Origin of the sequence: Shewanella sp. UCD-FRSSP16_17 (genome assembly GCF_001675935.1) — a bacterium.
Classification (GTDB): domain Bacteria; phylum Pseudomonadota; class Gammaproteobacteria; order Enterobacterales; family Shewanellaceae; genus Shewanella; species Shewanella japonica.
On record NZ_LZFV01000001.1, the window covers coordinates 690,638 to 717,306 of the forward strand.

Annotated in this window: 24 protein-coding genes and 1 pseudogene; 5 read left to right on the forward strand and 20 right to left on the reverse strand. The window is 40.1% G+C overall.

Features of this window, described 5'->3' with window-relative positions:
* Window positions 1-5 precede the first annotated feature (5 nt).
* The 17 genes from A9267_RS02920 to A9267_RS03000 form a co-directional block, all read right to left on the reverse strand.
* Window positions 6-215: a hypothetical protein gene (locus A9267_RS02920; protein WP_065108175.1), complete on the reverse strand. Its 210-nt coding sequence runs from the start codon at window positions 213-215 to the stop codon at window positions 6-8.
* A 501-nt stretch (window positions 216-716) separates the two neighbouring features.
* The gene (locus A9267_RS02925; RefSeq protein ID WP_197495501.1) at window positions 717-2,153 is read right to left on the reverse strand and encodes a BatD family protein; all 1,437 of its coding nucleotides are present in this window, start codon (window positions 2,151-2,153) and stop codon (window positions 717-719) included.
* An 86-nt stretch (window positions 2,154-2,239) separates the two neighbouring features.
* On the reverse strand, window positions 2,240-2,896 hold the full coding sequence (locus A9267_RS02930) for a hypothetical protein (RefSeq protein WP_156669088.1): 657 nt from the start codon (window positions 2,894-2,896) through the stop codon (window positions 2,240-2,242).
* Between the two features lie 98 nt (window positions 2,897-2,994).
* A complete protein-coding gene (locus A9267_RS02935; protein WP_065108177.1) occupies window positions 2,995-3,963 on the reverse strand; it encodes a VWA domain-containing protein in 969 nt (322 codons plus the stop codon).
* Window positions 3,963-4,958: a vWA domain-containing protein gene (locus tag A9267_RS02940; protein WP_065108178.1), complete on the reverse strand. Its 996-nt coding sequence runs from the start codon at window positions 4,956-4,958 to the stop codon at window positions 3,963-3,965. The genes A9267_RS02935 and A9267_RS02940 overlap by 1 nt, the downstream gene beginning before the upstream one ends.
* Window positions 4,951-5,454 carry a DUF4381 domain-containing protein gene (locus A9267_RS02945; protein WP_065108179.1) on the reverse strand — a complete coding sequence of 168 codons (504 nt, stop codon included), beginning with the start codon at window positions 5,452-5,454 and terminating at the stop codon, window positions 4,951-4,953. The genes A9267_RS02940 and A9267_RS02945 overlap by 8 nt, the downstream gene beginning before the upstream one ends.
* Window positions 5,451-6,380 (reverse strand): DUF58 domain-containing protein, encoded by a 930-nt coding sequence (locus A9267_RS02950; RefSeq protein WP_082972168.1) that lies wholly within the window; start codon window positions 6,378-6,380, stop codon window positions 5,451-5,453. Before A9267_RS02950 ends, A9267_RS02945 begins: the two co-directional genes overlap by 4 nt.
* A gap of 9 nt (window positions 6,381-6,389) precedes the next feature.
* On the reverse strand, window positions 6,390-7,358 hold the full coding sequence (locus tag A9267_RS02955; protein ID WP_065108181.1) for an AAA family ATPase: 969 nt from the start codon (window positions 7,356-7,358) through the stop codon (window positions 6,390-6,392).
* 425 nt (window positions 7,359-7,783) lie between these two features.
* Entirely contained in the window at window positions 7,784-8,407 is a 624-nt protein-coding gene (locus A9267_RS02960; protein WP_231919037.1) for a VanZ family protein, read from the reverse strand.
* Window positions 8,408-8,527: 120 nt separating this feature from the next.
* The gene (locus A9267_RS02965) at window positions 8,528-11,095 is read right to left on the reverse strand and encodes an agarase (RefSeq protein WP_197495502.1); all 2,568 of its coding nucleotides are present in this window, start codon (window positions 11,093-11,095) and stop codon (window positions 8,528-8,530) included.
* Between the two features lie 45 nt (window positions 11,096-11,140).
* Window positions 11,141-12,328 carry an SMP-30/gluconolactonase/LRE family protein gene (locus tag A9267_RS02970; protein ID WP_197495503.1) on the reverse strand — a complete coding sequence of 396 codons (1,188 nt, stop codon included), beginning with the start codon at window positions 12,326-12,328 and terminating at the stop codon, window positions 11,141-11,143.
* A complete protein-coding gene (locus A9267_RS02975) occupies window positions 12,312-14,717 on the reverse strand; it encodes a beta-galactosidase (protein ID WP_231919038.1) in 2,406 nt (801 codons plus the stop codon). The genes A9267_RS02970 and A9267_RS02975 overlap by 17 nt, the downstream gene beginning before the upstream one ends.
* Window positions 14,717-15,370: a bifunctional 4-hydroxy-2-oxoglutarate aldolase/2-dehydro-3-deoxy-phosphogluconate aldolase gene (locus A9267_RS02980; RefSeq protein WP_065108182.1), complete on the reverse strand. Its 654-nt coding sequence runs from the start codon at window positions 15,368-15,370 to the stop codon at window positions 14,717-14,719. The genes A9267_RS02975 and A9267_RS02980 overlap by 1 nt, the downstream gene beginning before the upstream one ends.
* A 50-nt stretch (window positions 15,371-15,420) precedes the next feature.
* Window positions 15,421-16,491, reverse strand: a complete 1,071-nt coding sequence (locus A9267_RS02985) for a sugar kinase (RefSeq protein WP_065108183.1) — start codon at window positions 16,489-16,491, stop codon at window positions 15,421-15,423.
* Entirely contained in the window at window positions 16,488-17,840 is a 1,353-nt protein-coding gene (locus A9267_RS02990; protein WP_065108184.1) for an MFS transporter, read from the reverse strand. Before A9267_RS02990 ends, A9267_RS02985 begins: the two co-directional genes overlap by 4 nt.
* A 110-nt stretch (window positions 17,841-17,950) precedes the next feature.
* The gene (locus tag A9267_RS02995) at window positions 17,951-19,105 is read right to left on the reverse strand and encodes a mandelate racemase/muconate lactonizing enzyme family protein (RefSeq protein WP_065108185.1); all 1,155 of its coding nucleotides are present in this window, start codon (window positions 19,103-19,105) and stop codon (window positions 17,951-17,953) included.
* Window positions 19,106-19,148: 43 nt separating this feature from the next.
* A complete protein-coding gene (locus A9267_RS03000; protein ID WP_082972169.1) occupies window positions 19,149-19,859 on the reverse strand; it encodes a GntR family transcriptional regulator in 711 nt (236 codons plus the stop codon).
* Between the two features lie 943 nt (window positions 19,860-20,802).
* On the opposite strand from A9267_RS03000, the gene A9267_RS03005 reads away from it, so the two are divergent.
* The 3 genes from A9267_RS03005 to A9267_RS03015 all read left to right on the forward strand — a co-directional run bounded on the left by A9267_RS03005 (window position 20,803) and on the right by A9267_RS03015 (window position 22,337).
* The gene (locus A9267_RS03005) at window positions 20,803-21,195 is read left to right on the forward strand and encodes an SMI1/KNR4 family protein (protein WP_065108187.1); all 393 of its coding nucleotides are present in this window, start codon (window positions 20,803-20,805) and stop codon (window positions 21,193-21,195) included.
* Window positions 21,196-21,302: 107 nt separating this feature from the next.
* Window positions 21,303-21,674: a hypothetical protein gene (locus A9267_RS03010; protein WP_065108188.1), complete on the forward strand. Its 372-nt coding sequence runs from the start codon at window positions 21,303-21,305 to the stop codon at window positions 21,672-21,674.
* A gap of 57 nt (window positions 21,675-21,731) precedes the next feature.
* Window positions 21,732-22,337, forward strand: coding sequence for a DUF998 domain-containing protein (locus A9267_RS03015; protein ID WP_065108450.1), 606 nt, complete (start codon window positions 21,732-21,734; stop codon window positions 22,335-22,337).
* A gap of 260 nt (window positions 22,338-22,597) precedes the next feature.
* Here A9267_RS03015 and A9267_RS21720 read toward each other — a convergent pair whose 3' ends face one another.
* Window positions 22,598-22,741, reverse strand: coding sequence for a hypothetical protein (locus A9267_RS21720; protein ID WP_156669090.1), 144 nt, complete (start codon window positions 22,739-22,741; stop codon window positions 22,598-22,600).
* 184 nt (window positions 22,742-22,925) lie between these two features.
* Window positions 22,926-23,515: pseudogene (locus A9267_RS03020) on the reverse strand (transposase).
* Window positions 23,516-23,632: 117 nt separating this feature from the next.
* On the opposite strand from A9267_RS03020, the gene A9267_RS03025 reads away from it, so the two are divergent.
* Entirely contained in the window at window positions 23,633-24,103 is a 471-nt protein-coding gene (locus A9267_RS03025) for a GNAT family N-acetyltransferase (RefSeq protein WP_065108189.1), read from the forward strand.
* Window positions 24,104-24,268: 165 nt separating this feature from the next.
* Here the strand turns inward: A9267_RS03025 and A9267_RS03030 are convergent, their stop codons facing one another.
* Complete coding sequence (locus tag A9267_RS03030; RefSeq protein ID WP_055025927.1) at window positions 24,269-24,589, reverse strand: antibiotic biosynthesis monooxygenase family protein; 321 nt, start codon at window positions 24,587-24,589, stop codon at window positions 24,269-24,271.
* Window positions 24,590-24,784: 195 nt separating this feature from the next.
* On the opposite strand from A9267_RS03030, the gene A9267_RS03035 reads away from it, so the two are divergent.
* A complete protein-coding gene (locus tag A9267_RS03035) occupies window positions 24,785-26,668 on the forward strand; it encodes a DUF294 nucleotidyltransferase-like domain-containing protein (protein ID WP_065108190.1) in 1,884 nt (627 codons plus the stop codon).
* Window position 26,669 lies beyond the last annotated feature (1 nt).

The following is a 26,669-nucleotide window of genomic DNA, read 5'->3' on the forward strand; positions in this document are numbered from 1 at the left end:
CGGCCTTACAAAATCATTAAAAGCTGTGCGGCTGAACTGTTCGCTAAAGAATTAGCATAAGAATCAGCATAAGAATCAGCATTTGAATCAAGAACGAGTTGGGCTGTTTGCTCTGGAATATGGAATTCAATTAACGCCGCAATGACAAAAAACACTAAAAACGTCACTGCCAATGCTGCAAAAATAACCACAATAAATCGTAAAACGCTAGACATACATTCTCAGTTAACATCATGTTTCATACTGTACTGTCAAAACTAAACGACAATAAGCATCAATTAAAAGTAAGTGTTTCACTCACACCAATCAATCTCAGCAATCAATCTCAGCAATCAATCTCAGCAATCAATCAGGCCAGTTAATCACGCCAATCATAATTGAAGATAATGCATCATTGTCGGTGAGATGAGACAGCCTAAAAACTCAATATATCACAGTTAATGAATCAGTTGAGCGTTGCAGTTAGTCGCTTATTTAGACCAAGACTGTTCGTATGGATTGATATTCACAACTTTTAAAAGTACTGACAATGATAGAGATACTTAACATTCTGAATAAGTGAAAAAGTGTAGCTTGATTTTTGATTCAAAAAAATTGATTTCAGAATGGATACTTCATTAAAAAAACCGTATCAAAACAAGCATCACTTACCTTACTTGCCCCGAGCACTCATCTATAACTTTAAATAATCAAATAATCCGCTACTTCTATTGTGATTAATTCAATTTTATTGCACTAGCAGAAATATCGACACTTCCCTTACTTTGGTTATATTTTAGCAATGCTGTCACTTGTAATAAGGTATTAAACTGTTCATCTGTTAGCGGTGCAGCAGTATCTATTGAGTATGTTTGAGTTAATAACCGCTCTAATAGTGAATATTTTTCACTGTCAGATTTGTAAAACTGTTTGAGACTCAGAATAATGTCATTATTTAAATGACTATTATCTAAGCCTCTTTCATTTGAGTGATGATGATTTAACAATGAAACTGCTGTACCCGTTTTTGATAATTGCGCATCTTGATATTCAATATAGCGGTACAACAATTGACACACTTTAGCGTAATTTCCTTGCTCATATTCCTGTCGTAAGCTTACTTGTAATTGCTTAATTTCATACTGAGATAAAGATAAATATAACGCCTTAAGATTAGTGCGATTCTGGGCAAGTCGCGTTAGCAAGTAAATCAGAATGAATAGGCTGACAATCACTAAACTATATTTACTCAACCACGCTTTAAATGATGAAGCGGTGCCATCACTGCTCGCGCTTATAGCACCACCTTTGACGACCCAAGTTACTGAAGGCACAGTGAGTTCTGTTACCTCATTTTGTTGTAAGTTATACCAATACAAAACTTGCTTGGGCGTAGTAAACTCACCCGCTTGTTCAAATATATAACTCGTCGTTTGCGACATTATGCCAGTTAATTCACCTCGGTTAGATTGATCACTGAGTTTACTGGGTTGCTGGTAAACACTTAACCCACTCAATTGTGTTTGTGCTAAAACTGGTAACATCATTGCAGGGACACCTTTTGCGGTGATAGAAACCGTTTGGGTAACTGCATCCCCGACATTAAACGTTCTCGCTACGTCTGTTATATCGAGTACTTCATTGCCGATATCATGCTTTACAGACAGTGTGACAGAAGGTGAAACAATTAAGTTATCTTCAATCTCAGTTGTAAAACCTACACCTGTATCCAGTTCTGTAACCACTTGTGGCATTCTAGCTTCAATTTGAAAGTCGTCAGTTTTAAGTACGCCTTCAACAATGCCATATTCTGTATTAACCGATGCAAATACATCAAAAGCTGGCAGCTCATAAACGCCCTCTTGCATGGGATATAAGGTTATTTCTCGAATAATGTATGTCCATGTTTGTCCATTAATCTTTTTTGTTCCAGTAATCGATGAACTCGAAGTAGGTAAAAAGACAATATCTTTATAAGCAGGAGGCGTTACCTGAACACCTTTTGAAAACCAGCGATCGCTTGACACTTCAACTTGAACAATAATAGGTTGTTTAACGACAAAAGGAGCTTTACTTTGAACACGAATCTCGATGCTTAATTGGTTCTTATCTATCAAGGACTCAAGTGTGATACTTGAGTCTGCAGATTCAACAGCTTGGCTAAGTTTAGCCACGCTCAAGCTAAAAAGGACTAAAACTAGCAAAACTAAGAGTTTAAACAGCAATATCTGCCTTGTAAAAACATCGCAGAGAAAAGACATCATTGACTCTCCTCATTGGTGGTTAACGGTCGCGAGTTTAGCGATGTTGGGGCTGTTTGCATTTGAAATTTATTCGCTAGGAACCGCGCAGGATCTTTTTGAACTTGTCTTAACCACATTTCATTTAACTTAGGGTCAAGCAACAACTGACTTGCGTCATAATGCTCAGCTACCTTTAGCACCATTTCTTTTTTCTTTGCACCATCACCAGTTTGCGGATCGTCACCTAGCTCTTGTGGCGAGTCTCCTGCTTCACCCTGCTGGCTTTCAGCTATGCGATTCACTTCATCAATAATACCTTGAACAAGGGCTAAATTATGCATCGCTTGCTTATTATTTGGCGCAGTTTGTAATACTTGTTGATAGATATTTTTAGCTGCTACATATCGCCTTGCGTGCGCTAAAGCATTGGCGCGAGCAATTTGATCTATTTCATCTTCAAACTGGTCATATAAAATAGCAGATTGATCAAATTCTTCTGCGCCATACAAACTGAATGCTTGCCAGCGAACAAGACTAAAATGATTACTAGCTTGCTGGTAATACCCCATATTAAACAGCAACATTCCTTGTTGATCTCGAGTCAGCCATAAATCAGCAAAAGATTGAGGTTTTAATATAGCGAATAACGCGCCAATGATGATAACAAAAATCATTATTCGAGTGCGCCACTTTGTATACCATGCAGATATTTTCGACAACGAACTCACAATCACCATGGTGAGTTCATTTACAATAAATTTGATCGACGAATTTACCATTGCAGTGTCCACCCTCGTCTAAACCAGAGTAAATATATTGCTGCAATGATATACACCAACCAATAACCAGCATCTAACCAAGGCCGGCTTTCATCTTCACTAATAACGAGATTGTTATTTATATACCCATTTACCTTTTCGATATCTTGTTTATCATCAGTCAATATAACTATCCGTCCACCAGCCTTATCTGTAAGGGTTTCTAATCGTTCTTGCTGCATTGGAATAATGGTTGAGCCAGATTCGAGCGAGCTTGCATTATCACGCCCAATCGCCCAAACCACTAACTGATGTTGTGCCTTTGAAAAATAGGTGCCAAAAGCGCTAAATGCATTATCACTGGTGCCATCGGTAATGAATAAAATGGTTCCAGGGGTTTGAGTTGCTTCAAGTAATCCGTTGGCAATCGGTAAAACAGTCTGTGGTTGCTTCCCTGAATTAGGCATTATCTTAAAACTCAGTGAATCTAAAAACTGCTTTATCATCTTGCTGTCATTAGTTATCGGCATCACTGTATGTGCCGAGCCTGTGTAAGCAATCAGTGCTGTGTTGGCATCACCGCGAACAGCCAATAACTCAATTACTTTCTGTTTCGCACGTGTTAAGCGTGTAGGTAATACATCCGTTTGCTCCATCGTTTCAGATAAATCTAACGCAATAATCAGCGCTGACTTATCTTCTGTAAATGGGCTTGGTTGCTGTTTCCATGTTGGACCTACTAAAACCAATACACTGATAATGCCTAAAACTATGGTCAAATTTAAAGGTGAAATAACCCGTTGATTATCTCCTTTGACTGTCAATGTCTGTAAAATTTTAGCTGACATATGCTCATGCCAATTCACTAAATTATCCTGACGGTACTTTAAACGATAAACAATATATGCCAGTGGTAATAAGGCTAATAGCCACCAAGGTCGGAGTAAATGAAAGTGCTGTAATTGAATTAACCATTGCTCCATTAGTTAGCCCCTTTTTTCACATTAGGGAAACGCAAGGTGACGATTAACAACGACACTAGATACAAACCTAAAAACAGTGCGATCGGAATATAATGAATACTGGTTTTTGGCCTAAAGGTTTGCGACTCGAATAACTCTGGCTCTAAGTCATTAATCGCTTCATAAACATTTTCAAGCGCTTGTGTATCAATAGCTTGATAACTTTGCCCGCCTGTTATTGAGGCAATGTTTTCTAGTACAGCTATATCAACTTTTTCTTCACCAACAGCGATAGGATCGCCAATGGCAATGGTGTAAATTTTGATGTTAGAGGCCGCAGCAACCTTTGCAGCTTCAACAGGGGGGACTTTCGAAGCGGTATCATTTCCGTCGGTAAGCACAATAAGCACTCTATTTTGTGTCTCATGGCTGTTAAACACGCTAATGGATAACCCAATGGCATCTCCAAAAGCGGTACTTTGTCCAGCCATCCCAACTTGCGTGTCATTCAACAGTGTTAACCATGTATCTAAATCATTGGTAAATGGCGCTTGAAGGTATGGCGCATCGCCAAAAAGAATCAACCCTAGCCTGTCACTGTCGCGCTGACTGACAAACTTACGTAAAACCTGTTTTACTGCCGTTAATCTATCAACCTCGTTAGACTGATTTTCTGGCAATACAAAATCTTCTACCGCCATAGATCCTGATAGATCCACTGCAATCATTAAGTCTCTAGCCGACTTTTGCTGGGTGACGGGTGTACCGATAACTTCAGGTTTGGCCATAGCGACAACAATGCATAGCCAAGCAAGTATTAACAGCAATTTTTGAATATGCTTTCTTGACAGTATTACCGCCCCTTTTTGCGGTTTCTCACCTGTAATATCAACTAGCTGTTCAAAGTACGGCACTTGAATAGAGCTGCGTTTTTCTTTATAAGCAGGCGCAATAAAATACATAATGACTGGGGCAAGCAGCAAAACAAAACATAGTGGGTAAGCAAACTCAATCATACTCACCTCGATGTTGTTCTATCCAAATTCGTATCTGGTTAATTAACTTCGTCATCTGTGCAGTATTCACTTCTAAAGCAGAATCATAAGCTAACTCATGTAATGTAAAGCCGATATCTTCAAACTTGGCTTGAGGACACTGTTTACTCAACCACTGTGTCCATTCATCAGCTGATAATGTTGCAATTTCGGTGCGCTTATAACCACCTAAAGCGGTTTTACGAACAAGATTCGGTAATTGACGATAGATAGGTTGAGCAGATAATTGTTCAAAGGGAGGTAATAAGTTTAACCATGCTATCGCATCACGACGATACTGATTATGCTGGTATAAACGCCAAGCAAAATACAGTCTACGACAAACAAGCGTAAGGCCGATTAGTGCAACAACCTGCCAGCCAAAAGTTTGTGGCCACCAGCTAATGGCATTGGGCGCATCTGTTTCAATTAAGTCTTTTACAATACTACTGCCCCACGTATCACCAAATTGAGTCATTCACCACCTCGGCGAAACGCATTGATCAACTGCGTGCTAACAGGGTCAATGGTATTAATGGTCAATAAGGGTACGCGATATTTACGGGCGGTTTGCGCATATAAAGTCAATTTTGACTCTATTTGTTGTTGATATTGCTGTTGATTTTTGCCTAAAGCATCAAATTGGATTTGAAGTTTTCCATCACTGACGACCATTTGCGCCATACTCGGTAATTTTTGCTCTAACGCATCAATAATGTTGCAGGCGATCACTTCATTATGGCGTCTAATATTCTTCATTAAATGCGTTGTTTTATCGTTCCAACCATTACCATCACCAATATAAATAATTAACGAGTCGTGACCACAAACTTGTGCAGTTTTATGCCAGCTTTGATTCAAGCTGTCACTCGCACGAGTGCTATTGTTGCTCGCACCTAATTGATGATTTTGTTTTACTATCGATTTAAAAATTTGCGCAAGATGCTGACCGCCTCTTTTGGCAGGAATAACCGACGCAGAATCATCATTAAATACCAACGCGCCAATGCGATCGCCTGCACCAACAATGCGCCAACCAATCAGTGCTGCTAACTCGGCACAAATTACTGATTTCATTTTGCCTTTACTTCCAAAAAACATCGCAGCACGTTGATCGACAATCAAATATACGTTGCGTTCTCGCTCTTCGGTATAGACTTTTATATGGGGTTTACCTGTGCGTTTAGTGATTTTCCAATCCATGCAGCGGATATCATCACCTGGACGATAATGCCGAAGTTCTTCAAAATTTAATCCACGACCACGTAACTTAGATGAATAGCGCCCATTTAAGACACTGTTTACTGCTTGGCGTGGAGAAAAATTAACCCCTACAGCTTGGTATTGCAGCTTTCTAAGTTGCTCAATAGAAACATAAATATCACTGTCAGATTTATCCATCATAAAGCTCGACTAGGCCGCTATCACTTGACGTAATATTTCATCGATAACCTGATCAGGCGTTACCCCATCAGCAATTGCATCGTAGCTAAGTACCAAACGATGACGCAATACACTATGCACTATGGAGCGAACATCGTCAGGATCCACAAAGGTTTTACCAGCAAGCCATGCCGAGGCACGAGCACATTTATCTAACGCAATACTGGCTCTAGGACTTGAACCGACGGATAACCATTGAGCCAAGGGAGAATCTGGATAACGAGAAGGTTGACGAGTGGCCATCACAATAGCAACTATATAAGCGGTTATTGCATCACTCATATGAATTTGATGAATAAGATCTCGTGCAGAAAAGATATGAGTAGGATCTATCGGTGCCGGTTTGTCCACTGATAAGGCTTCTTCAGCACGCACTAACTCAATAATTTTTACTTCAGTCTCATCATCAGGATAATCCAACAAGACTTTCATCATAAAGCGATCCATTTGCGCTTCAGGCAAAGGATAAGTTCCTTCTTGCTCAATTGGGTTTTGAGTCGCAAGCACCATAAACAGTTTAGGTAGCACATGGGTTTTACCTGCCACAGTGATTTGCCTTTCTTCCATTGCTTCAAGCAGTGCCGCTTGCACTTTAGCTGGGGAACGATTGATTTCGTCAGCCAATAGTAAGTTGTTAAATACTGGTCCAGGTTGAAAAGTCAGCGTGGATTTTCCCTCAACCTCTTGATAAATCTCAGTCCCTGTCACATCAGATGGCAATAAGTCGGGTGTAAATTGCACACGCCCTAAGCTCACTTCTAACGCATTTGAAAGCGCTTTGATTGAACGAGTTTTAGCCGTGCCAGGTAAGCCTTCTAGCAACACATTACCATTCGTTAATAAGGATAATATGAGCGCATCAACAACATGTTCTTGTCCAATGACTGATGCTTGAATACTTTGCTTTAAGCGTTGAATTTCATCAAAACAAACAGTCATAAATCACCTTTGTAAATTGTCGTTGAGTTAGCGAGTAATGTCGTTGAAATTTGAATGTACAACTGGATAGTGAGCCACAGCTTTAAGCCCATGGACTGTAGTGAACACAATGAAGAAACGATAAAGAAGACCATTCAAAATCCTTATGAAAGTTCTTGTATCTAGAAAGGAAAAATAAAACTCGTGCAACTTATTAACGAGTGCAACCTAATGAAATTGAAAAGCTAGCCATTCGGCGTTAGCAAGACACAGCTTGATACTTGCGCCTTAGTCTAGTCCATATTTAACACATTATCATAAGTCACTTATATAAAACCTATTATACTTGTGGCGATAGTGTCAATCAGTCAAACAAAGGATAGCTTTTCAGATTGAAGACTTTACTTATTAAATCTTGATGAGTCCTATGTCATTTTCCCGCTCAACTATCGGTTGCGGTTAATCCATTTAATGGTGCTCACACTAAATAAAGTGATGCCTACTGCATCAGCCGTTAAATCGCCAATATCAAAGGTACGTGTCGCGATAAAACCCTGACTGACTTCTTCAATAAACACTAAGGTACTGATTGCGACAATGGCGTAATAAATTTTACGATCAAATAAGTAAAAATATGCCGCTCGCGATGCAATCAAGGCCAGTGATGTCAGCATGCCAAACAGCATCATATGGCCAACTTTATCGCCGTAAGGAACGACTCTCACTAAATCAAAAAATATGTTATTGCCACCAGTATTGGCTTGATAAATTATCCAGCCAATAAAAATAGCAAAACTGACCAATGCCAAACTCAATAAAGGTACTTGGGTTCGCACACGGCTTTTAACGCCATGCTGTTCTGATGAAACTGGCGCTGTTGCTCCCGACTGAGACTCAATATCTTGGGTACGTTGTTGAGGCGTTTGTTGGAGATTTGATTGGAGATTTTGTTGGGGTATGTCCATATCAGCTATTACATAAGTTTTGCAATGCGCTTTGGTATCAGTATTGATGAGGTTGCAAGTCGCCTTATTACTCTGTTGCTTTGTATCCTTAACAGCCTTGTTCATTCAGATAATCCATTAATATCATGTATATTTCTTCATATTACAGTAACTAAAAACACGCAATCAATGAAAGATGAACAAAAATAAATCCAGCCTAAGGCTGGATTTATATAGGGCTAATCACTATTGACCATATCGCTGTTGGTACATAGTAGAGGTGACTTGTTTAACAGCTTGAATCATTTCAGGATAAGGTACGTCAGTGACCGTTACAAAACCTATGTTGGCATTTTCGCCATCAAACGCCCTGCCAGTAATGGGTTCATCAATGTATTGAAACCAATGTGCGCCAACCATATACGGTTTTTCTAGCACACTTTTCATATAAGCTTTATACATACGCGCTCGATCGACTTGATTCGCAGCATGGACAATACCTGGGCTATACATACCTGAGTCGGTTGCAGTCCCAATATGGAATTCTCCTACTACAACAGGTAAATCCACTTTTTCTAAAAACTGCCAATAATCAGTTTGTAACCCTTCTTCATAAATATTGAAGCTGAGTACATCTGAGTATTTAAGCGATGCTTTAATGATTTCATCAGGCATCCCCCAGTTTGCCATTCTTGCCCCCATATATAAATGATTCGGCAATACCTTCTCTAGCGTGTTGTGAACAACGTTAAAATATTGCTCGCCAAGTTTTTCTAACAGCAGCGATAAATCGGCAATTAACTCAGGAGTATGGTCTGCAAACTCAAGTCCAAGGTTTAGATCGCTCCACTGAGTATATTGCGCTCCCCACGCTGCATTAATGTTATCGATAGCGCCATATTGCTCTTGCAGCACCTTAACAAAGGCTTTTTTAGCTGGGCTTTGGCTAGCGGGTTTTGAAAGTGCATCGAGAATCACACCATAACGCGCTTCAACTGAGCCTTCTCTCTCACCCCAACTTTTCTCATTATCAATAAAAATACCGGCACACCAAGGTGAAGATTGAATATCCTTTGCAATGGCGTCAATGGTAATTTTTGCTCGCTCGGCGAACACGGGATCGAACGGATCTGGCATTAAGCCCCAATGATTAGTTTTACCTGACAAGGTTTTAAAATCACCAATTATCCAGCCATTGGCAAAGTAAGGAACCTGATTGGATTGATAAAAACCAGGGTCAACCCAGTTGCCAAATGAAGTAAAGCCCCAATCATGCATGCGTTTTGCTGTGACATCCTGCCAAGCTTGTAAGTATTTAGCTTGCGAAGAATGTTGTGTTTTTTGTTCCAGATGTTGATTTTCTTCTAGATAGTTTGATGGCTTAAATACCGCAGGATAAGAAGCAATATCCATCTCATTATATCTACGCTCTAAATTAGCGCGGTAAAAGCTGTATGTTTCGCCATAAGGTATTGGCCCTTTATGAGTTGTTCTGCGATAACTGTAATGTTTAGCTAGTGGCGCATCATAGTCGGGTAACCAAGTGAACATGTCATGCCTTAATGATGAAATAACGTAGCGTTTTTCTTTCACCTCTTTAGGAACATCCACAATCCCCATCGAATCTTCAGGTGTAATTTCATCACTGGTTCTTACCCTTATCTGAGGTTCATCATAATCAATCCCTGTTAACGTACTCATGTTAGCCATTCGTACATTAGCTGGCCCATGAGAGAAAAACAGATTGCCCTCTGGATCGACCATCCACCACTTACCATCGACTTTTTCAGTTCGAAAATACCCTGTCGCGTTTAATTTAGGCCCTTGGGTAAACCCACCGTATTGTGAACGGTTAGGCATGCCACTAGACGCTTGTAACTGACTGAGCTCGTTATCTGCCAGCGCTTTTAATTGCGTTTCTGAATTGATATGTAGCGCCGTGGGTTGTTTATTATTTTGACCGAAGCGATCAATTAAGCCAACGAGATAGTCAAAGGGGTTACCTGTCTTTACAGGCGGGTTTTGACGGATACGAATGTCATCAATTATCACCGACTTAGCGCGTAAATTGCCAATAGTAAAAAATGATAATGACGACAGTTCAGTAAATGAGGCGCCTTTTTCACGCCATGAACGCCACACCATCATATCGTCATTGGTATTCCAAGGTCTTACGTCACCCCATACACCGGTATCGGTTTGCGCCTCAATTCCACTCAGTGGAAAATATATCGTGCCATTATATCCAGCAACTAAACTGATTGAGCGACTTTGATACTGTCCAAGAGGGTTTGTAATGTCCACATAAAGCTGAATAGATTCATCACTGGTATTCGTGACATTCAATGCTAAATTTGCACGAGGAAACTCAGCAACATTCCAAGGTGAATCAGGTTTGATGGTTAATTTGGGAATATTGGCTGTTTGCGGGAAATCCACTTTTAAACTTTGGCTATTATTACTGGAATTGTGAACAACTGCGGTTTGCGTATCAGTAAGTTTGAGCCAACTGAGCTGCTCATCATTATTAAAATCAACCAAGTGTTTAAGGACGACTTCGTCAGCAAACACATCATCAGCTTGATGGTTTTGCGTATTAACGATTTGCCCCTTACTTGCTTTATCGACACTTGCCTCCTGCGAATGGCAAGCTGTTAACGCAACCAAAACGCCTAGCAATAGCGCACTCAATTTTGTTTTAGATTGACTAAAAGTAATAGGTAAAGTGCTTGAATTTTCCGCACAGTGATCTGCTGAACGAATAACAGATGCTTGAAATGCTTGCGTATTAGTAAGATAAAACTTCCTTTTCATTTTTATCATCCTTTTAATGAACCAAGGTAATATCAACCACAAGTGCTATTGCGGTTGTTTGACCAAATCGAGCGAATAAAGATGTTGATGTGCAGTAACAAACACCGTGGAGTAGTCATCGTTAAAGGCAAGGTTGGCAGCAATACTGGGTAAATGTACTTTGGCTAGTAACTTTCCCGAATAATCAAATAGCCATAGTCCATCTGGGCCTGTGGCGAGAACATCTCCAGAAGGCAGGACTTTTAATCCATCGGGTAAACCACGTCCTTCGTCTTTCACTGGCGGTAATTGATGAAATACCTGACGCTGTATCACTTGCCAATCAGTATTCAAGGTATATTGATACCAGGCAGGCTTTTGTGGATTTGAAGCTGCAACGTACAAGGTATAGGTATTGTCGCTCGACGGCACGGATGCAGCCAATGCAATCCCATTGGGATAGCGTAAACTGTCATCAATTAGGCTTAATTCATGTTGCTTAGATAGCCGATATACCCCTTGAAATGACAATTCCTTTTCAGGATCGTTAAGCTGCTGCGCTAGTCCATAAGGCGGATCAGTAAACAGTAAACTACCATCTTGGCTTAACACACCATCATTAGGACTATTTAAGCGCTTACCGTTGAACTGACTAACCACTCTTTGATAGTTAGCCTTAGGTTTATCAAGTGGGGCCTGCATCACTGCAACCCGACGAGAGCGAGACTGTAGCAATATTAATTGCTCAGCCTCACTATCAGATGTGTTAATCACCAGCCCATTAGAAAAGCCGCTTACAGGTAAATACTCATTAAGCCCCTGATCGGGATGAAATTGAAACACTTTGCCTGCAGGGATATCTGAAAACAGCAAATACTGGCCAGCAGAAGACCAAACAGGTCCTTCTGCCCACTGAAACCCTGAGGCTAACGTATGAAGCGGCGCAGATGTGTTTAACACTTCATACGCTCTATCGTCAAAGATCTCATATCGAATATTACGTAAGCTTGGTTTTTCTTGCTCTGGTAAATTCAGCACCGGCGCAGCTTGGCTGTGATGACTCACAGATAAAGTGTAATACATCACTAACAGCGCCAATAACTGTGACCCGAAACGGCGAGTTATGTTACTGCACGAATTGCTATAAATACTATAATCACTACTGTAATCACTACTGTTATAAACACTGTTATAGCCAGCGGCAGAAATAGTGTTGCAATTTGGCCGAGACATCATTTTATTTAACGTGAACATCACCAAAACGCCTCGTATAAATTTGCTGATTGACCGCTTTTGCTGCATCAACTAATGGCTGATAAGGAATATCTGTCACACTCACGAACCCAACGTTATAGTTTTCACCATCGTAGGCACGACCTGTCAGAGGTGAATCAATATATTGGAACCAATGCGAGCCAACTAAATACGGATTATCTAATACGCTGTTAACGTATTCTTGGTATTTAGCGCCTCGGTCGGCTTGTGAAGAAGCATGAATAAGTCCAGGGTTTAGTAAACCAGAATCCATTGAACCATTATGGAACTCACCTATGATACTTGGCATATCAATGCCTTCAAGAAATGACCAGAAGGAGTCATTCACCGATTCTTTGTAATAGTTATAACTCATTACATCGACATGTTTAGCCGCGGCCGATCGCACTTCGGGTGTCATCCCCCAACTGGCAAAGCGAGCACCTAAGTACAAATGATTTGGTAAGTATTGCGCAACTGCATCGCTCACCACCGCAAAATACTCGCTGGTATAATGCTCAAGTAATAACGATAAATCCGTTACCACTTCATCCTTAAAATCAGCAATCTCTATACCGGTTTCAACTCGCTTCCATGTAGCAAAATTTGTTCCCCATTGGCGGTTTAATTCGCCGATGTCGGTATATTTTGTCTTTAATACCTTAACGAACTCAGCTTTAGTTGGGCTATCGCTTGCGTCTATACCTAGCGTGTTGATGACAAGACCATATTGAGACTCTATGCTGCCCATTTGTCCCCAGCTTTTCTCGTTATCGATAAATATACCAACACACCAAGGATTATTTTGAACTTCAGCGGCAATTTGTTTAGCAGTGAAATGAGCCCGTTTTACAAATTCGGGATCAAAAGGGTCAGGCAGTGGGCTCCAATAATCATTACCACTACTGACAGTTTTAAAGTCGCCGATAATCCAACCATTAGCAAAGTATGGAATTCGATTAAGTTGGTAAAAGCTGGGATCGACCCAATTACCAAATGACGTAAAGCCCCAGCTAAGCATGCGATCGACTGTGGTATCTCGCCATTTAGGCATAAACACATCAGCGTCGTTAGATTGATATTTACGCGCAAGATTTGCTTGATAAAAACTAAAGGTTTCGCCCTTTTCTACTGCACCAGTATGCACTTCACGACGATATCCAAAGTGTTCAGATAACGGCTCGCCATATTTAGGCATCCAACTGAACATCTTAGCTCTTAACTCGGAACTGACATACCTTGTATCCCAAGCAGATTCAGGTGCCCTATTTAATCCAATTGAATCCTCAGGCGTGAAATCGCCTTCAGCTCTTGGTGTTATATGCGTGGTATTAAAATCATACCCTGTGATGGTAGAAGTATTTGCCATGCGTATATTGGCAATACCATTTGAGAAAAATAAATAACCTTCAGGATCAACAAGGCTCCATTTTCCTTGATACTTCTCAACTCTAAAATATCCTGTTGCATCAAGCTTAGGTCCAGCCTTCCAGCCATTAAAAGTTGAGCGTCCCTCTGGTACGGTCTTACGTAAACTCGCTTGTTCTTTTGCAGAAATGGCAATTAATTCATCTGTAGATTTCACTTTATTGATAAAATCAATCTTGGTGCTTTGGCCAAATTCATCCACTAAATTCTCTAAATATTGGTCATTAAGTTTTGTCGCTTTAATCAATTGTAAATTGCTTAATAAGATTTGCTTGTCTTCTGGTACACCATGGACACTAAACTCAATTTCAGCGACATTTTTAAGGTCAATATTTTTCACACCATAACGCCAAATTATAGGCGTATAATCCGTTAACCAAGGATTAGGATTACTTCTAATGCCTGTTTCAATTGATAAGTCTTTACCAGATAACGCCATAAAATAGTTATCTTGGCTTTTAGCTGGTAACACAATATTTCGATTATGACTTAAGCCAGCACTGTCTTTTACTTTGACATGAATAAAGACTGACGTTGACTTCGGGTTAGCCAATGAAACAGCAAACCCTATTGGCTCATTCGATTGCCAATTAAAACTTTTATCAGGTTTAACACTAAAGCTAGCGCTATGGTGCTGCTTTGAATCAAGATGAACAACTAATTGCTCTTTACCATCAATTTTTTTAATCTCACCACGAGAATGTTCAAAATCAAACTGATTTAGTATTCCCGGTTTACTTAACTCTTCGTAACCTGTTAACGGCGACAATAAAACTGATGCTTGCGTTTTTTGCTGTTCGATACTGTTTACAGCCTCAGTTTCACCCCTTGCTTCCATGTCTTTTTCGGTGATTTGATTATTGCCGTTATCATTAACACCATCACTGCAAGCAAGTAATAAACTGGATATCAGTAAAGATGAATAAAAACGTTTGTGCCTTGAGCTAGGTTTAATTGTCATTAGCTTGCCTTCCTTGTTAATTCTTTTGCATTAATTTTTGCGACTATTTCACTGACATTTTTGGTCAATTGTTCGGCTTGTTGCGGACTGTAAACGGGCTGCGCCAAACTCCCGCCGATACCAACACCTGACGCTCCACTATCAAACCAAGCGTCGATATTGGAGGCATCGATACCACCAACGGGAAAAAAGTAGGTATCAAGAAAAGGACCATGAGCTAATGCTTGTAAATAGTTTGCTCCCATAGGTCCTGCGGGAAATAACTTAATAATGTCAGCGTTAAATTGAGAGGCATCAACGATATCTGTCGGGGTCATAGCGCCCATGACCACAGGCACATCTAACGCGTGGGCATGTCGCACAATCGCCTCGTTAGTATTAGGCGTTACCAAAAACTGAGCACCTGCTTTAATTGCCCGTTTTGCAATTCGATGATCGGTCACCGTTCCTACGCCAATTAACATGTGTGGGAATTGCTGCCTGAGCTGAGTTATTGCCATTTCATAACCTGGAGTATTGCTGGTGACTTCTACCGCCAGTACGCCAGCATCAGACATACATTGAACAATGCCTTCAATGTCACTGGGGTCTTTTACTCTAATAATGACAATTAATTTTTGACTGATTAATTGCTCAACCACCTCGTGTCTCATGTCGTCTCCCTTTGTCTATTTTTCCTAAATGACTGAACTGATAACCTTGTTCATCGAATAATGTGGCCAGATAGATTACCGTCCGCAATGTATTGAATCTCAGCTTCATTTGACCAATTTTGATCGCCAATGCCCGTATGAGCTAGAGCAAATGCAGCATTGGCAAATTGCGCAATTTGCTGCCCATGCCAACCACGTTCTAACCCGTGCAATACCCCAGCAGCAAAGGCATCACCTGTGCCTAAACGGTCTTTAATTTCTACGGTAATCGGTGCTGAAAAACTGCATGTTGTCGAAGTAATATAAAAACCAGTTAAGGTATTTTGATTAGCGCTATGATGCACTCGCTCAGTCATTGCAAAATCAACATCAAATTTAGCCCGTAAAAATTCAGCCAAATCATTAGCTTGATACCAGCTGCGCTGGCTAGTTTTGCCCAATCGTTCAAGAGAATGCTGAGAAATAACCTGGGCGAGTTCTTTTTCAGAGATATCTGGCGTCTGATAATCAAACACGTCACTTATAACGCCAGCATTTCCAAAGGCTAGATTGGAATAGGTTAGGATTTCGCTGAAATAATCACGTGCCTTTTGGCTGTCATCCCAAAGCGAACGTCGATAGTTAAGATCAAAACTGACTTTTACCCCAAGAGACTTGGCAATTTTGACCGCTTTAATCGTTTCTGCTGCGCATTGGGCCGATAATGCTGGTGAAATACCACTAACATGCAACCAACGCTTACCAGACAAAATACTTGGCCAATCAAACTCGTCATTAGAGATTTGCGAAAAAGCGGAATAAGCGCGGTCATAAACCACTTTAGATGGCCTAATAGACATGCCCATTTCAATAAAATAACTGCCAATACGTTGTCCACCTCGACAGATATAATCAGTTTGAATCCCGTATTTTTTAAGGCTTGCAATGCCATGATCGCCAAGTGCATTACTTGGCAGCTTAGTAACAAAATGGCATTCATGGCCCATTAATGCCAAGGAACTGGCCACATTCGATTCAGCACCGGCAAAATCTACAGATAGCTGTTCTGCACACACCAGTTGCTGTTGTGCAATTGAAGGCGTTAAACGCAGCATCATTTCACCAAAAAAGAGCAAACTCATTTTGATTTGCCCTCAATGATTGACGCTTCAACTAGTTCAGCCGTTGAATCAAGCTCCATGTCAGATGGCACAGTTATCTGCTCGACTTTACCGACCAAGAACAAGTACGAGCACAAACCACACATACCCAAGGCTGCGATTAACATTAATGCAGGTTTAAAGTCGCCATCTTGTGCTAGGTATCCAATGGCAATGGGGACGATCACGGCAGATAATCCACCAATGAAATTAAAACACCCTCCCACTAAACCAACCATATGTTTAGGCGCGAGTAATGAAACAAACACCCAATTGATAGACGCTAACCCATTTCCAAAAAATGTCACTGACAGGAAGAATGTCATCCAAGCCGTACTATCGACATAATTTGCGAAAATTACACAACTAGAAAGCAGCAACCCTATAATAATCGGTGCTTTTCGAGCAACTTCATTTGAAATGCCTTTTCGCACCAACCAATCAGAAACAAAGCCAGACACCAAAACACCGGCAAAAGCACACAAAAATGGAATAGCGGCAAGAAATCCGGTATTGATATCGCTTAATCCACGATATTCAGCCAGATAGGTAGGAAACCAAGTTAAAAAGAAAATCAAAGTCCCGCCTAAACAAAACTGACCTATGTAAATGCCCCATAACTTGCGACTGGTAAAAGCGACTTTTAGATTTGACCAGTTGATTACAGCTTGTTGAACAGGCTTTTGAGATTGCTTTGATAATGGCTTATCTGACAGCGTCTTTTCTGTCTCAGCAGAGACAGCCTCATCAGGATCTTTATAAAGCCAATACCATATTCCAGCCCAAATAATGCCGATGGCACCTGAAACATAAAACAAACCACGCCAACCAAAATACTCCTGAATAACCGCCAGCACAGGCATTAAAAATGCCAAACCGATGAATTGACCTGAGGTATACACAGCAATCGCGCTCGCTCTTTCTTGTTCTTTAAACCATTGCGTCACGATTTTATTATTAGCAGGATATGAAGGCGCTTCGAAAAAACCAATCGCCATTCGACAACCGATTAACGCTGCTAATGAACTGACCATCCCCTGCACTATGGTGGCTAACGACCATGCCACTAATATAAAGGGATATAAAACACGGATCTTGATTGCATCGACCACCATGCCGCCAGGAATTTGCATAATGGAATACGTCCATGCAAATGCAGAAAATATCATCCCCATTTCTAATTTACTGATGTCGAGATCAGCAGAAATTGCCTGCGCTGCAACCGAAATGTTGGTGCGATCCATGTAATTAATAACCACACTACAAAATATCAGCGCCAGTACAGCAAACTTTTGTTTAGGCTGATGAGGTGTAACTTGTTCTTGTTTCATTTTCTATCCATGAAAGCGTTAGCATTGTTAATAACAGCTTCATACAAGCCTCTAAAATGAGTCATACACGATGCTGTTGGCTAGATTGACTTAATTCGTTATGTTGCCTGTTACCAGTTGGTGTAGGAGCCATCCGGTTTGTGTAATCTTGGCGGCTCCCAAAACTTGAAAGCCTGCTTAGGTAATGAGGCCTCATCAACATCAATGCCTAAACCAGGCAAGTCAGAAACGGGATATGCATTGTGAGAGACACGAGGCCGATGAGTAAAAATGGCGTCATATTCAGATAAATCACCATCATAAGGCGGTAACTCCAGCCAGCTTAAATTACTTATTGCAGCGCAATAATGAATCGAAGCTGCGGTACAAATCGGACTCAATGGATTGTGTGGCATCATGTCGATATATTTGGTTTCACACATCGCGGCCACTTTCATAGCCTCGGTAAAGCCACCAGCATTACAGATATCAATTCGGGCAAAATTGGTAAGCGCAGTATCGACATAAGGAGCAAAATCCCATTTACTGGAAAACTCCTCTCCAATAGCAAATGGAACGTCCGTCATTGAGCGTAGATTTTGATAACTCGTTAATGACTGATCGCGAATAGGCTCCTCAATAAAATCTAAGGTACCTACAGGCATTTTTTGGCAAAAAGATACGGTCTCAGCAACTGTTAACCTATGGTGATAATCAATACCTAAAACAATCTCTCGGCCAATACTCTCTCGAGTTTTAGTTAGCCACTCAGCGGCGATTGAAATTGATTTTCGTGCATCAAACAAGCTTGATTTTTCTGCACAGCCATGTTCGCCTGTGGTGGCTCTAATAGCTTGCCAACCCTGTTGTTTTAGTCTTTTTACTTCATCAACAAAGTCGTCATTAAAGGCTAACGTAGAAGTGACAAATAGCGGGATCTGTTTTCGCTGTTTACCCCCTAATAGTTGATAAACAGGCACATTAAAATGCTTTCCTGCAATGTCATGTAACGCGATATCGATAGCTGAAATCGCAGCGGCAAGCACTCGACCGCCTTCAAAATACTGACTTCGGTAAAGCTCTTGCCAAATATGAGAAATATTTAACGCAGATTGACCAATTAAAAACTGTTTGAAGTGTTCAATTGCACCAGTAACCGCAAGCTCACGACCAGAAAGACCAGATTCTCCCCAACCATAAACGCCGGAATCGGTTTCAACTTTAACCAGGCAAACATTTCTAAAACCCAACCAGAAGTTATAGGTATAAATATCCGTTATGATCATCTGTCATTCCCTATACATAATTAAACCTAAGCCGTTTCACTTTTCAGCTTTCAAGTGCAACATTGCTCTGCCAGTAATCACCGCCACTTTTAACGTGTTTTGTTAACGTTCTAACCGCAGACTCTTCATCTTTTGCGTTTATCAAATACAGTAAATGGCTGTGCTCACGTAAAATAGCCTCGTATCGACTTGGTTTTACTGCCAAATTCCCCAATAAAGCCTGTAACATTAACTTCTTGTTTTTCCACAACACTAAAGCACTTTGGTTATAGTGATGGCGATACATTTCCCAATGAAACTCTGTATCAAGTTGCCTAAGTTGACTCGCTTCATGCTTAGGTAATAACGTCATTTTTTGATGTATTCTTGCTAACTTGTCTAAACTTTCTTGGCTTGCGTTACTGACATACCAAGACAAAAAATATGGCTCTAACAATTGCAAAATTTCAAAAACATCCCTCATGCTTGAATAAGCAAAATTAGCGACCCTAGCACCGCTATTTTTTTTAAAGGTGACAAACCCTTCGCCCTCTAACAGCTTTAGCGCCTCACGGACGGGATTAACGCTAGAGTCATAGCGTTTAGCTAACAAGGTCGTAATCAATCTATCGCCACTGACTAATTCGCCCTGCGCAATATCAGCTAAAATCCTGCTATAAATATCAGTTTCTAATTGCATAACGTCCCATTTGGCAGACAGATATTGTTTAGTGCCGCAGCTTGATTGCACATAATCCTGAGTTAGTAACAGCATTTTTTGCGTCAAAAACCAGCAAGCAAGTTCAAAAAAGCAGCAAATACTGTTGGATTACACAATCTATCAATTAGCCACTATTGTCAACAATTAACATTAAATAATTTATCATTTAATAAACAGCAGATAAGATTCAGCGATGGTAATAGAGAAAAAATATCAACAAGAAGGCGTAAACAGCATGACTTAAGTAATTGAAAAAATTGTATATAAAATCCTGTTAAAACTGTTGTCATACAGCTTTGGCATAAAATGATGAGTCTAATAAATATTTAACATTCACTAGCAGGTTTGAGCACACAAGCAGTCATAGATATACCTGCATACAAAGCAGCTGGAATACATAGATATGAGAAAGGTAGTGACAATCGCCCTGTCACCTACAGCAGGCAGAGGATTACAATTCAATAAGTGAAATGAATGAAGTGAGTGAAGTGAGTGAAGTGACTAAAGTGAAGTGAAGTGAAGTGAAGTGAAGTGAAGTGAATTTAAAAAAAGAAGTATCTTTTTATCAAATTAACTAAATGATTTATCAAGAAGTTAGCCGTTCATCATCCTAGCTCGAAGTAAATTGGCAAGAGCTGTGGTTGTCCAATAACTAGAATAGAGAGCAGTGAGCAAAGTGAGCAAAGTGAGCAAAGTGAGCAAAGTGAGCAAAGTGAGCAAAGTGAGCAAAGAAACGATATTTTATGCTCGATAAACATCTACTTTCCTGATAACTTATTGAATTTGCGATGATTGATAAAAGGTTAAAGAGACCTCTACATTATTATTGCACTCACTTTATACGGGCTTAATATTGATAATATCGGTCTTAATTTTTATTTTTATCATTATTAAACAGTCGGTTAGCTTGGTAAGGTTACTGCTAAATTTGATTTTAGCCAGAAGATTATCGAGCAGCTATATAATACGCTGTTATATGCACTTGGAGTATTGAAGTATGCCTTTTAACTTAGATGAAAAATATGTACTTGAAGCTGAAGAACAGTTGAAAGCTAAATTACCCTCTGAATATAAAAAGGCGATGGTTAGTAATAATGGTGGGGATATTGATATCAACGATGAAATTTGGGAACAGTACCCAATCTTTGATAAATCTGATCGCAAACGTTTATCTAGAACTTGCAACCACATTATTACCGAAACAGATTCGTGTAAAGACTTTGGAAACTTTGGCGAAAACTTATTGGCTATAGCATCAAATGGTTGCGGTGATCAGCTTGTTTTTGTTAAAGAGGGTAAAAAGTATTTACCTGCTGTTCATATCTGGTCGCATGAAACAGGTAAATTAACCCAAGTATCAAATAGTTTTAACGCGGTAATGTGCATATAACAAGTTACTCAAACGGACGCTAAACTGTTGGCTAGCTTCGTTCCTCGCAATTTTAGCCAACAATTTCGCGCCGCTTAGTAAGGCGTTATGTTTACAGGGAAGGTTCGGTGATTCTGTTTAATTCTGATATCGTTGAAATTTTACAAAAGGCTCTCAGTGAGCAATACCTAGATTCAACTTTATTGTCTTCTTGTGGGATCGGGTTTAAATTCTGCGATGTCAATATTCATTGTAATGAGCGCGTTATTGCTCGTATCAATGGAAACATTTATGAATGGGATGATTCACCCAATAGTGCACCATGGGGGAACTTGGTCAGGCAACAATTCTCAAGTGTTTGTTTATCCTCACCGAGTTTGCTTAAAATCACTCTGCAATCTGGCGACTATATCGAAATTGAAAGTGTAGAAAGCCAATATGAATCGGTCATTATTAACTTCCCATCTAAAGGTAAAGAAATAATAATGGAAACGTTTTAGTAAATGTAAACATAACAAGCTGTTAACAGGGCGTTAGTTTACAAAGGGAGTTTGGTGGTGTTTGAGAGTATTGCGATCTATTCAGGATTAATTGCAACAATCTGGATTTTCATTGGTGTTTATGTCGCAAGTCGGTTTTATGCTGGGTATAGCCATTCTAAGCAATTTTGTAGCGAGTTAGGTGCGACTGGTAGCCCAACTGAAAAATTGTCTCCTTTAATTAATAATTATCCTCTTGGTTTTCTATTTTGTTTTTTCGGCTGGTATCTGGCTCAACTCTCAAATGTTTCAACTTTAGTGAATGTAGCGGGTTGGTTAGTTATAGCTCATGGTGTTGGTACATGGGTCGCTGGTTACTTCCCAATGGACGCCGATCCATTTACTAAAAATCCAACTTTTAATTGTAAGGTACATTCTTGGGCAGGTTTTATCATGTTGCTTTCATTAGTTGTAGCACCAATATTAATTGCTATAAGTCCAACAACTGAAATTATCCCATTATATTTCCGTATTTTTTCATTGGTTTCTGTTGTAGCTGCTGTTTATTATCTTTTCGCAATGGCTAAAGCTGTAAAATCCCAAAGCAATCCTGGAATCCATCAGCGTATTTCATATGGCTTTCAGCTAATTTGGCTAAGCGCTTTTTCACTAGTATTGGTGTAATTGTAAACTAACACATATGAGCCTTCCGCTAGTCAATAGGCAAGCCTAACTTATTTGACTGCTTTTGCAGTCAAATTAAAATCAATCAACAAATTCATCTACTTCGTCTGTCAGTTAGCTGTCAAATCATCGTGCCTTTAGTAACAACAGCATGCAAACACATATAGAGGCTTTTCTAGTGCGATTTCTTTAAAAATAAAGAGTGCTGCCTGACGCTTTTCAATCCTTTGAAATATCAGGGGCACTACGACTAAATGGATTTAGGAGATAGAGTGACGCAGGAAGCCAAAACCGAGACATTTATCGGTTAACCCTAAGATGGCACTATTCAAGTCAGAGGTGCTTGTTGCACAGTTAGTTTCAGGCTCATTTAAGGTGTAAACGACTTTGGTGATTGTACTCATTAATGCGCGCCAATAAGGTGTCATTCTTTATAAAATCAAGTGCAGTCGATGTAGCTTAAATAGCATTTGGCATAGTGATGATGGTGTGAAGTCATTGCTTCATTAGCCACATCATTCACGGTCATGCTCGCTTCTCTTTTTCAAGAGTATCTAGTTAGGTGTTCAGCTCACCTTATTGCGCGACTTATCCTTTTAAGAATCGTTGTTCATCAAACACCGTTTTGTTCTTTAGCATGAAATAGACACAGCGACCAAGCTTGTGTGCCCGTGCTGACAAGGCTTTGGCCTTACTCATTCTTTTTTGTAATTTATTAAGATAATTACGGGCATTATCATTACCTCGAAGGTAAAGCACAGCCGCTTCAGAGAATGCCCATTTTAAATGAGCATTACCGATTTTATTGCCATTAGTGCCATAGGTTTTTCCGGCGGATTCGGCTTTGCATTTCACTAATCTAGAGTAAGAAGCGAACTTTTGTACAGATTCAAATCGGGCGACATCACCGATTTCATATAAAGGGCATGACCTAGAATAAAGTCGATGCCGAGTTCAGCGCACCAATCAGACACCCAATACCAACAATGCATGCACTCAACTCCGACAATGACATTGCCGATATAGGGTTCGAGTATGAGTAATAAATCATCTTTGTCAGCCCCAATCTTTTTATGGACGACAACTTCCCCTTTAGAATCAATGATGCAGACATAAAGTAAGCGTGCATGTAAATCGATTCCACAGTAGTATGGATGTGAGTTATTATAAAATCTCATTGAGCTTTCTCCTGTTGGTTTGGTCACCTTAAGCATACCGCTGATGCGGCTTGCTAGGGAGGGGGCTCAATGATTATCAAGCCAATCAAGGTGGACGCGTAAAGCTTAAGGAAATATATGCGTATACGTAAAGCAAATACAAGCGACATTGATGTTGCGTGGGAAATTCGTAAAGAATCAATCAAAGCTGAATGCGTTGATTATTACCCTAACGAAGTAATCGAACCTTGGCTTAATGGTGCCCTACCTGAAGGTTTCGCATCTGAGATTGAAAGTCATTTCTATGTTGCCTTGCAAGGCAATAACATCATAGGATTAGGTGCATTCAGTTATAGCGAAAATAAAATTTACGCAATTTTTGTTAAGCCTGAATTTATGGGTAAAGGTGTCGGTAAACAGATTATGGCTTTTCTTGAAGCTTTAGCTCTCGAAAGTAACATTAAAACCGTTTACCTAGACTCAACTTTAAATGCTGCGCCGTTTTATCGTTCACTTGGCTATGTTGGTGATACCGTCATCAAGTACAACAACCCACGAGGTTTTGTAATGGATTGCGTGGCAATGCAGAAGTCGTTAACCGGCCTATGAAAAGGCATTAACCACCCACTGACAAAGCACTCAACAGGTCGTTTGAGGCTAGATTTTTCTTGCTGTGCTGATTATTTTAGCCGAGGTTCAGCCGCCCGTTAACAGGGCTACTTGGACTTACCTTTGCCAAACAATTTTCCGTTTAACAATGTAAGGCTTGTCGCACTATAACGTGCCATAATCCCGTTCAACTTTCGCGATACGAACTTTAAAATCACTATACCATTTGGTTCGGCCATGCTGCTGGGCTAACATGTGTTCTGAATTGGCTTTCCATTGTTTAATCGCATTAATATCACTCCAATAAGACACCGTTATACCAATATTTTCTCTTGCTGATTCTATTCCTAAAAAACCAGGTTGTTGTGCTGCTAACGCTACCATTTGGGTCGCAACTTCACTGTAACCTTCATCAACGTCGGAACGTGTTGATGAAAATACCACAGCGTAATATGGCGGCTTAGGGGTATTAGCAATATTGGTCATCATCACTCCGTATTAACTGTTTGAAGAAACATTATGATAGCGATAGTTAACATCAATCCTTCGCCCCACTTTGTCAATAAAATATCAATTAAACCTTAACGAATCCTTTAATTTAGGCTTGGCTAAGCTGCATATATATCATTGATATCATATACTGTATTAACAAAATCAATTCTTAAAAATATCGAGCGAATAATGGAAGTCGAACTATTAGAAATTCGTAACTTCATCCGCCAATATCCTCCTTTTGATCAGCTACCTGAACAGGCGTTAGAAGAAGTCTCGCAAAGCGTTGAAATTTCTTACTATCGTGCTGATAGTATGATCATTGAATTTGCAGACAAAATACACGATTTATTTATGATCCGAAGTGGCGTTGTAGAAGTGTATCGACGCAACGGTGAGTTATACAATCGTTTAGATCAAGGCGGTTTATTCGGTCAAATGGGCTTATTGACCAATAATAAAGTCCGTTACCCTGCTAAGTCGATTAAAGACACCTTATTGTATTGTATTCCTGAAAAATTGTTTGAAGCATTTTGCGAGCGTTATGACGTTTTTGCGGATTTTGTAGAAGTTGAAGGCAGTATTAGATTACAGCAAGCAGTTGAAGATAATAACGACGATGCAAACTCGTTAACCACCTCAAAAGTTAAAACATTAGTCAGTGGTGAGCCCGTCATGTTTGCGACAACCACCAGCATTCAGCAAGTGGCTAAAATCATGTCTGATGAGAATGTATCAGCAGCCATGATCCATGATCCTAACCTGCCAAGTGAAGGCGGGAATAGTTTTGTGGGTATCATCACTGAACGAGACTTATGTGCCAAGGTTATCGCTCAAGGGCTAGATGTAAACACCCAAGTCGATGAGATCATGTCGACAGAATTAATTTCACTTGATCACAACGCTTATATTTTTGAAGCCATGTTAATGATGCTTCGTTATAACGTGCATCACTTACCTATCCTCAAGAATAAACAACCAATAGGTTTAATTGAAGTCACTGACATCATTCGCTATGAATCACAAAACAGCCTGTTAATCGTTAGCAGTATTTTTCAGCAAAACAGTATTGATGATTTGATCGTACTTTCAAGCCAAATTAAAGATTGCTTTGTTCGGATGGTGAATGAGGATGCAAACTCCCACATGGTGGGTCGCGCTATGTCTGAAATTGGCAGGAGCTTTAAACAAAGGTTACTTGAACTTGCCGAAGAAAAATTAGGCCCCCCGCCAATTCCCTATTGTTTTCTTGCATTAGGTTCTATGGCGCGTGACGAGCAGTTGATTGTAACAGACCAAGATAACGCCATTATTCTAGATAACGATTATCAAGAAGCGCTTCATGGTGAATACTTTACATCCTTAGCCACATTTGTATGTGATGGACTAGCATCATGTGGATATTCGTATTGTACTGGCAATATTATGGCCACTAACCCTGAATACCGAAAAACCCAAACAGAGTGGGAAGAATGCTTTACTGATTGGATTGAACACCCTAATGCACAAGCGTTACTTAACTGTTCGATATTTTTTGATTTATACGGGGTGTATGGTCGTCCTAAATGGGCTGAGCAACTCAATGCGTTCATATTACGTAAAGCCAAAAAGAATAACCGCTTTCTTGCATGTTTAGCCAGAAATGCCCTTAATCGCACCCCACCGCTGGGGTTTTTCAAAGATTTTGTAATGGAAAAAGATGGACGCCATAATAACTCTATAAATTTAAAACGCCGTGGCACAGCGCCCTTGGCTGATTTAATACGTGTGCATGCGTTAGCAATTGGTTCACAATCTCAAAATTCATTTGATCGATTAGAAGATATTATTGAAGCTGGTATTTTACCGCCAACCAAAGGTAAAGATTTGCAGCATGCAATGGAGCTTATCTCGCTTGTGCGTATTCGTCATCAAGCACTGGATATTGAGGCAGATCAAGAACCCGATAACAATATTGAGCCTGAAAACATGTCTGGTTTTGAACGCCGTAACTTAAAAGATGCTTTTTTGGTGTTAAGTAGCGCGCAAAACTTTTTGAAATTCCGTTATAGCGCTAATAGCATGCAAGGGTAAT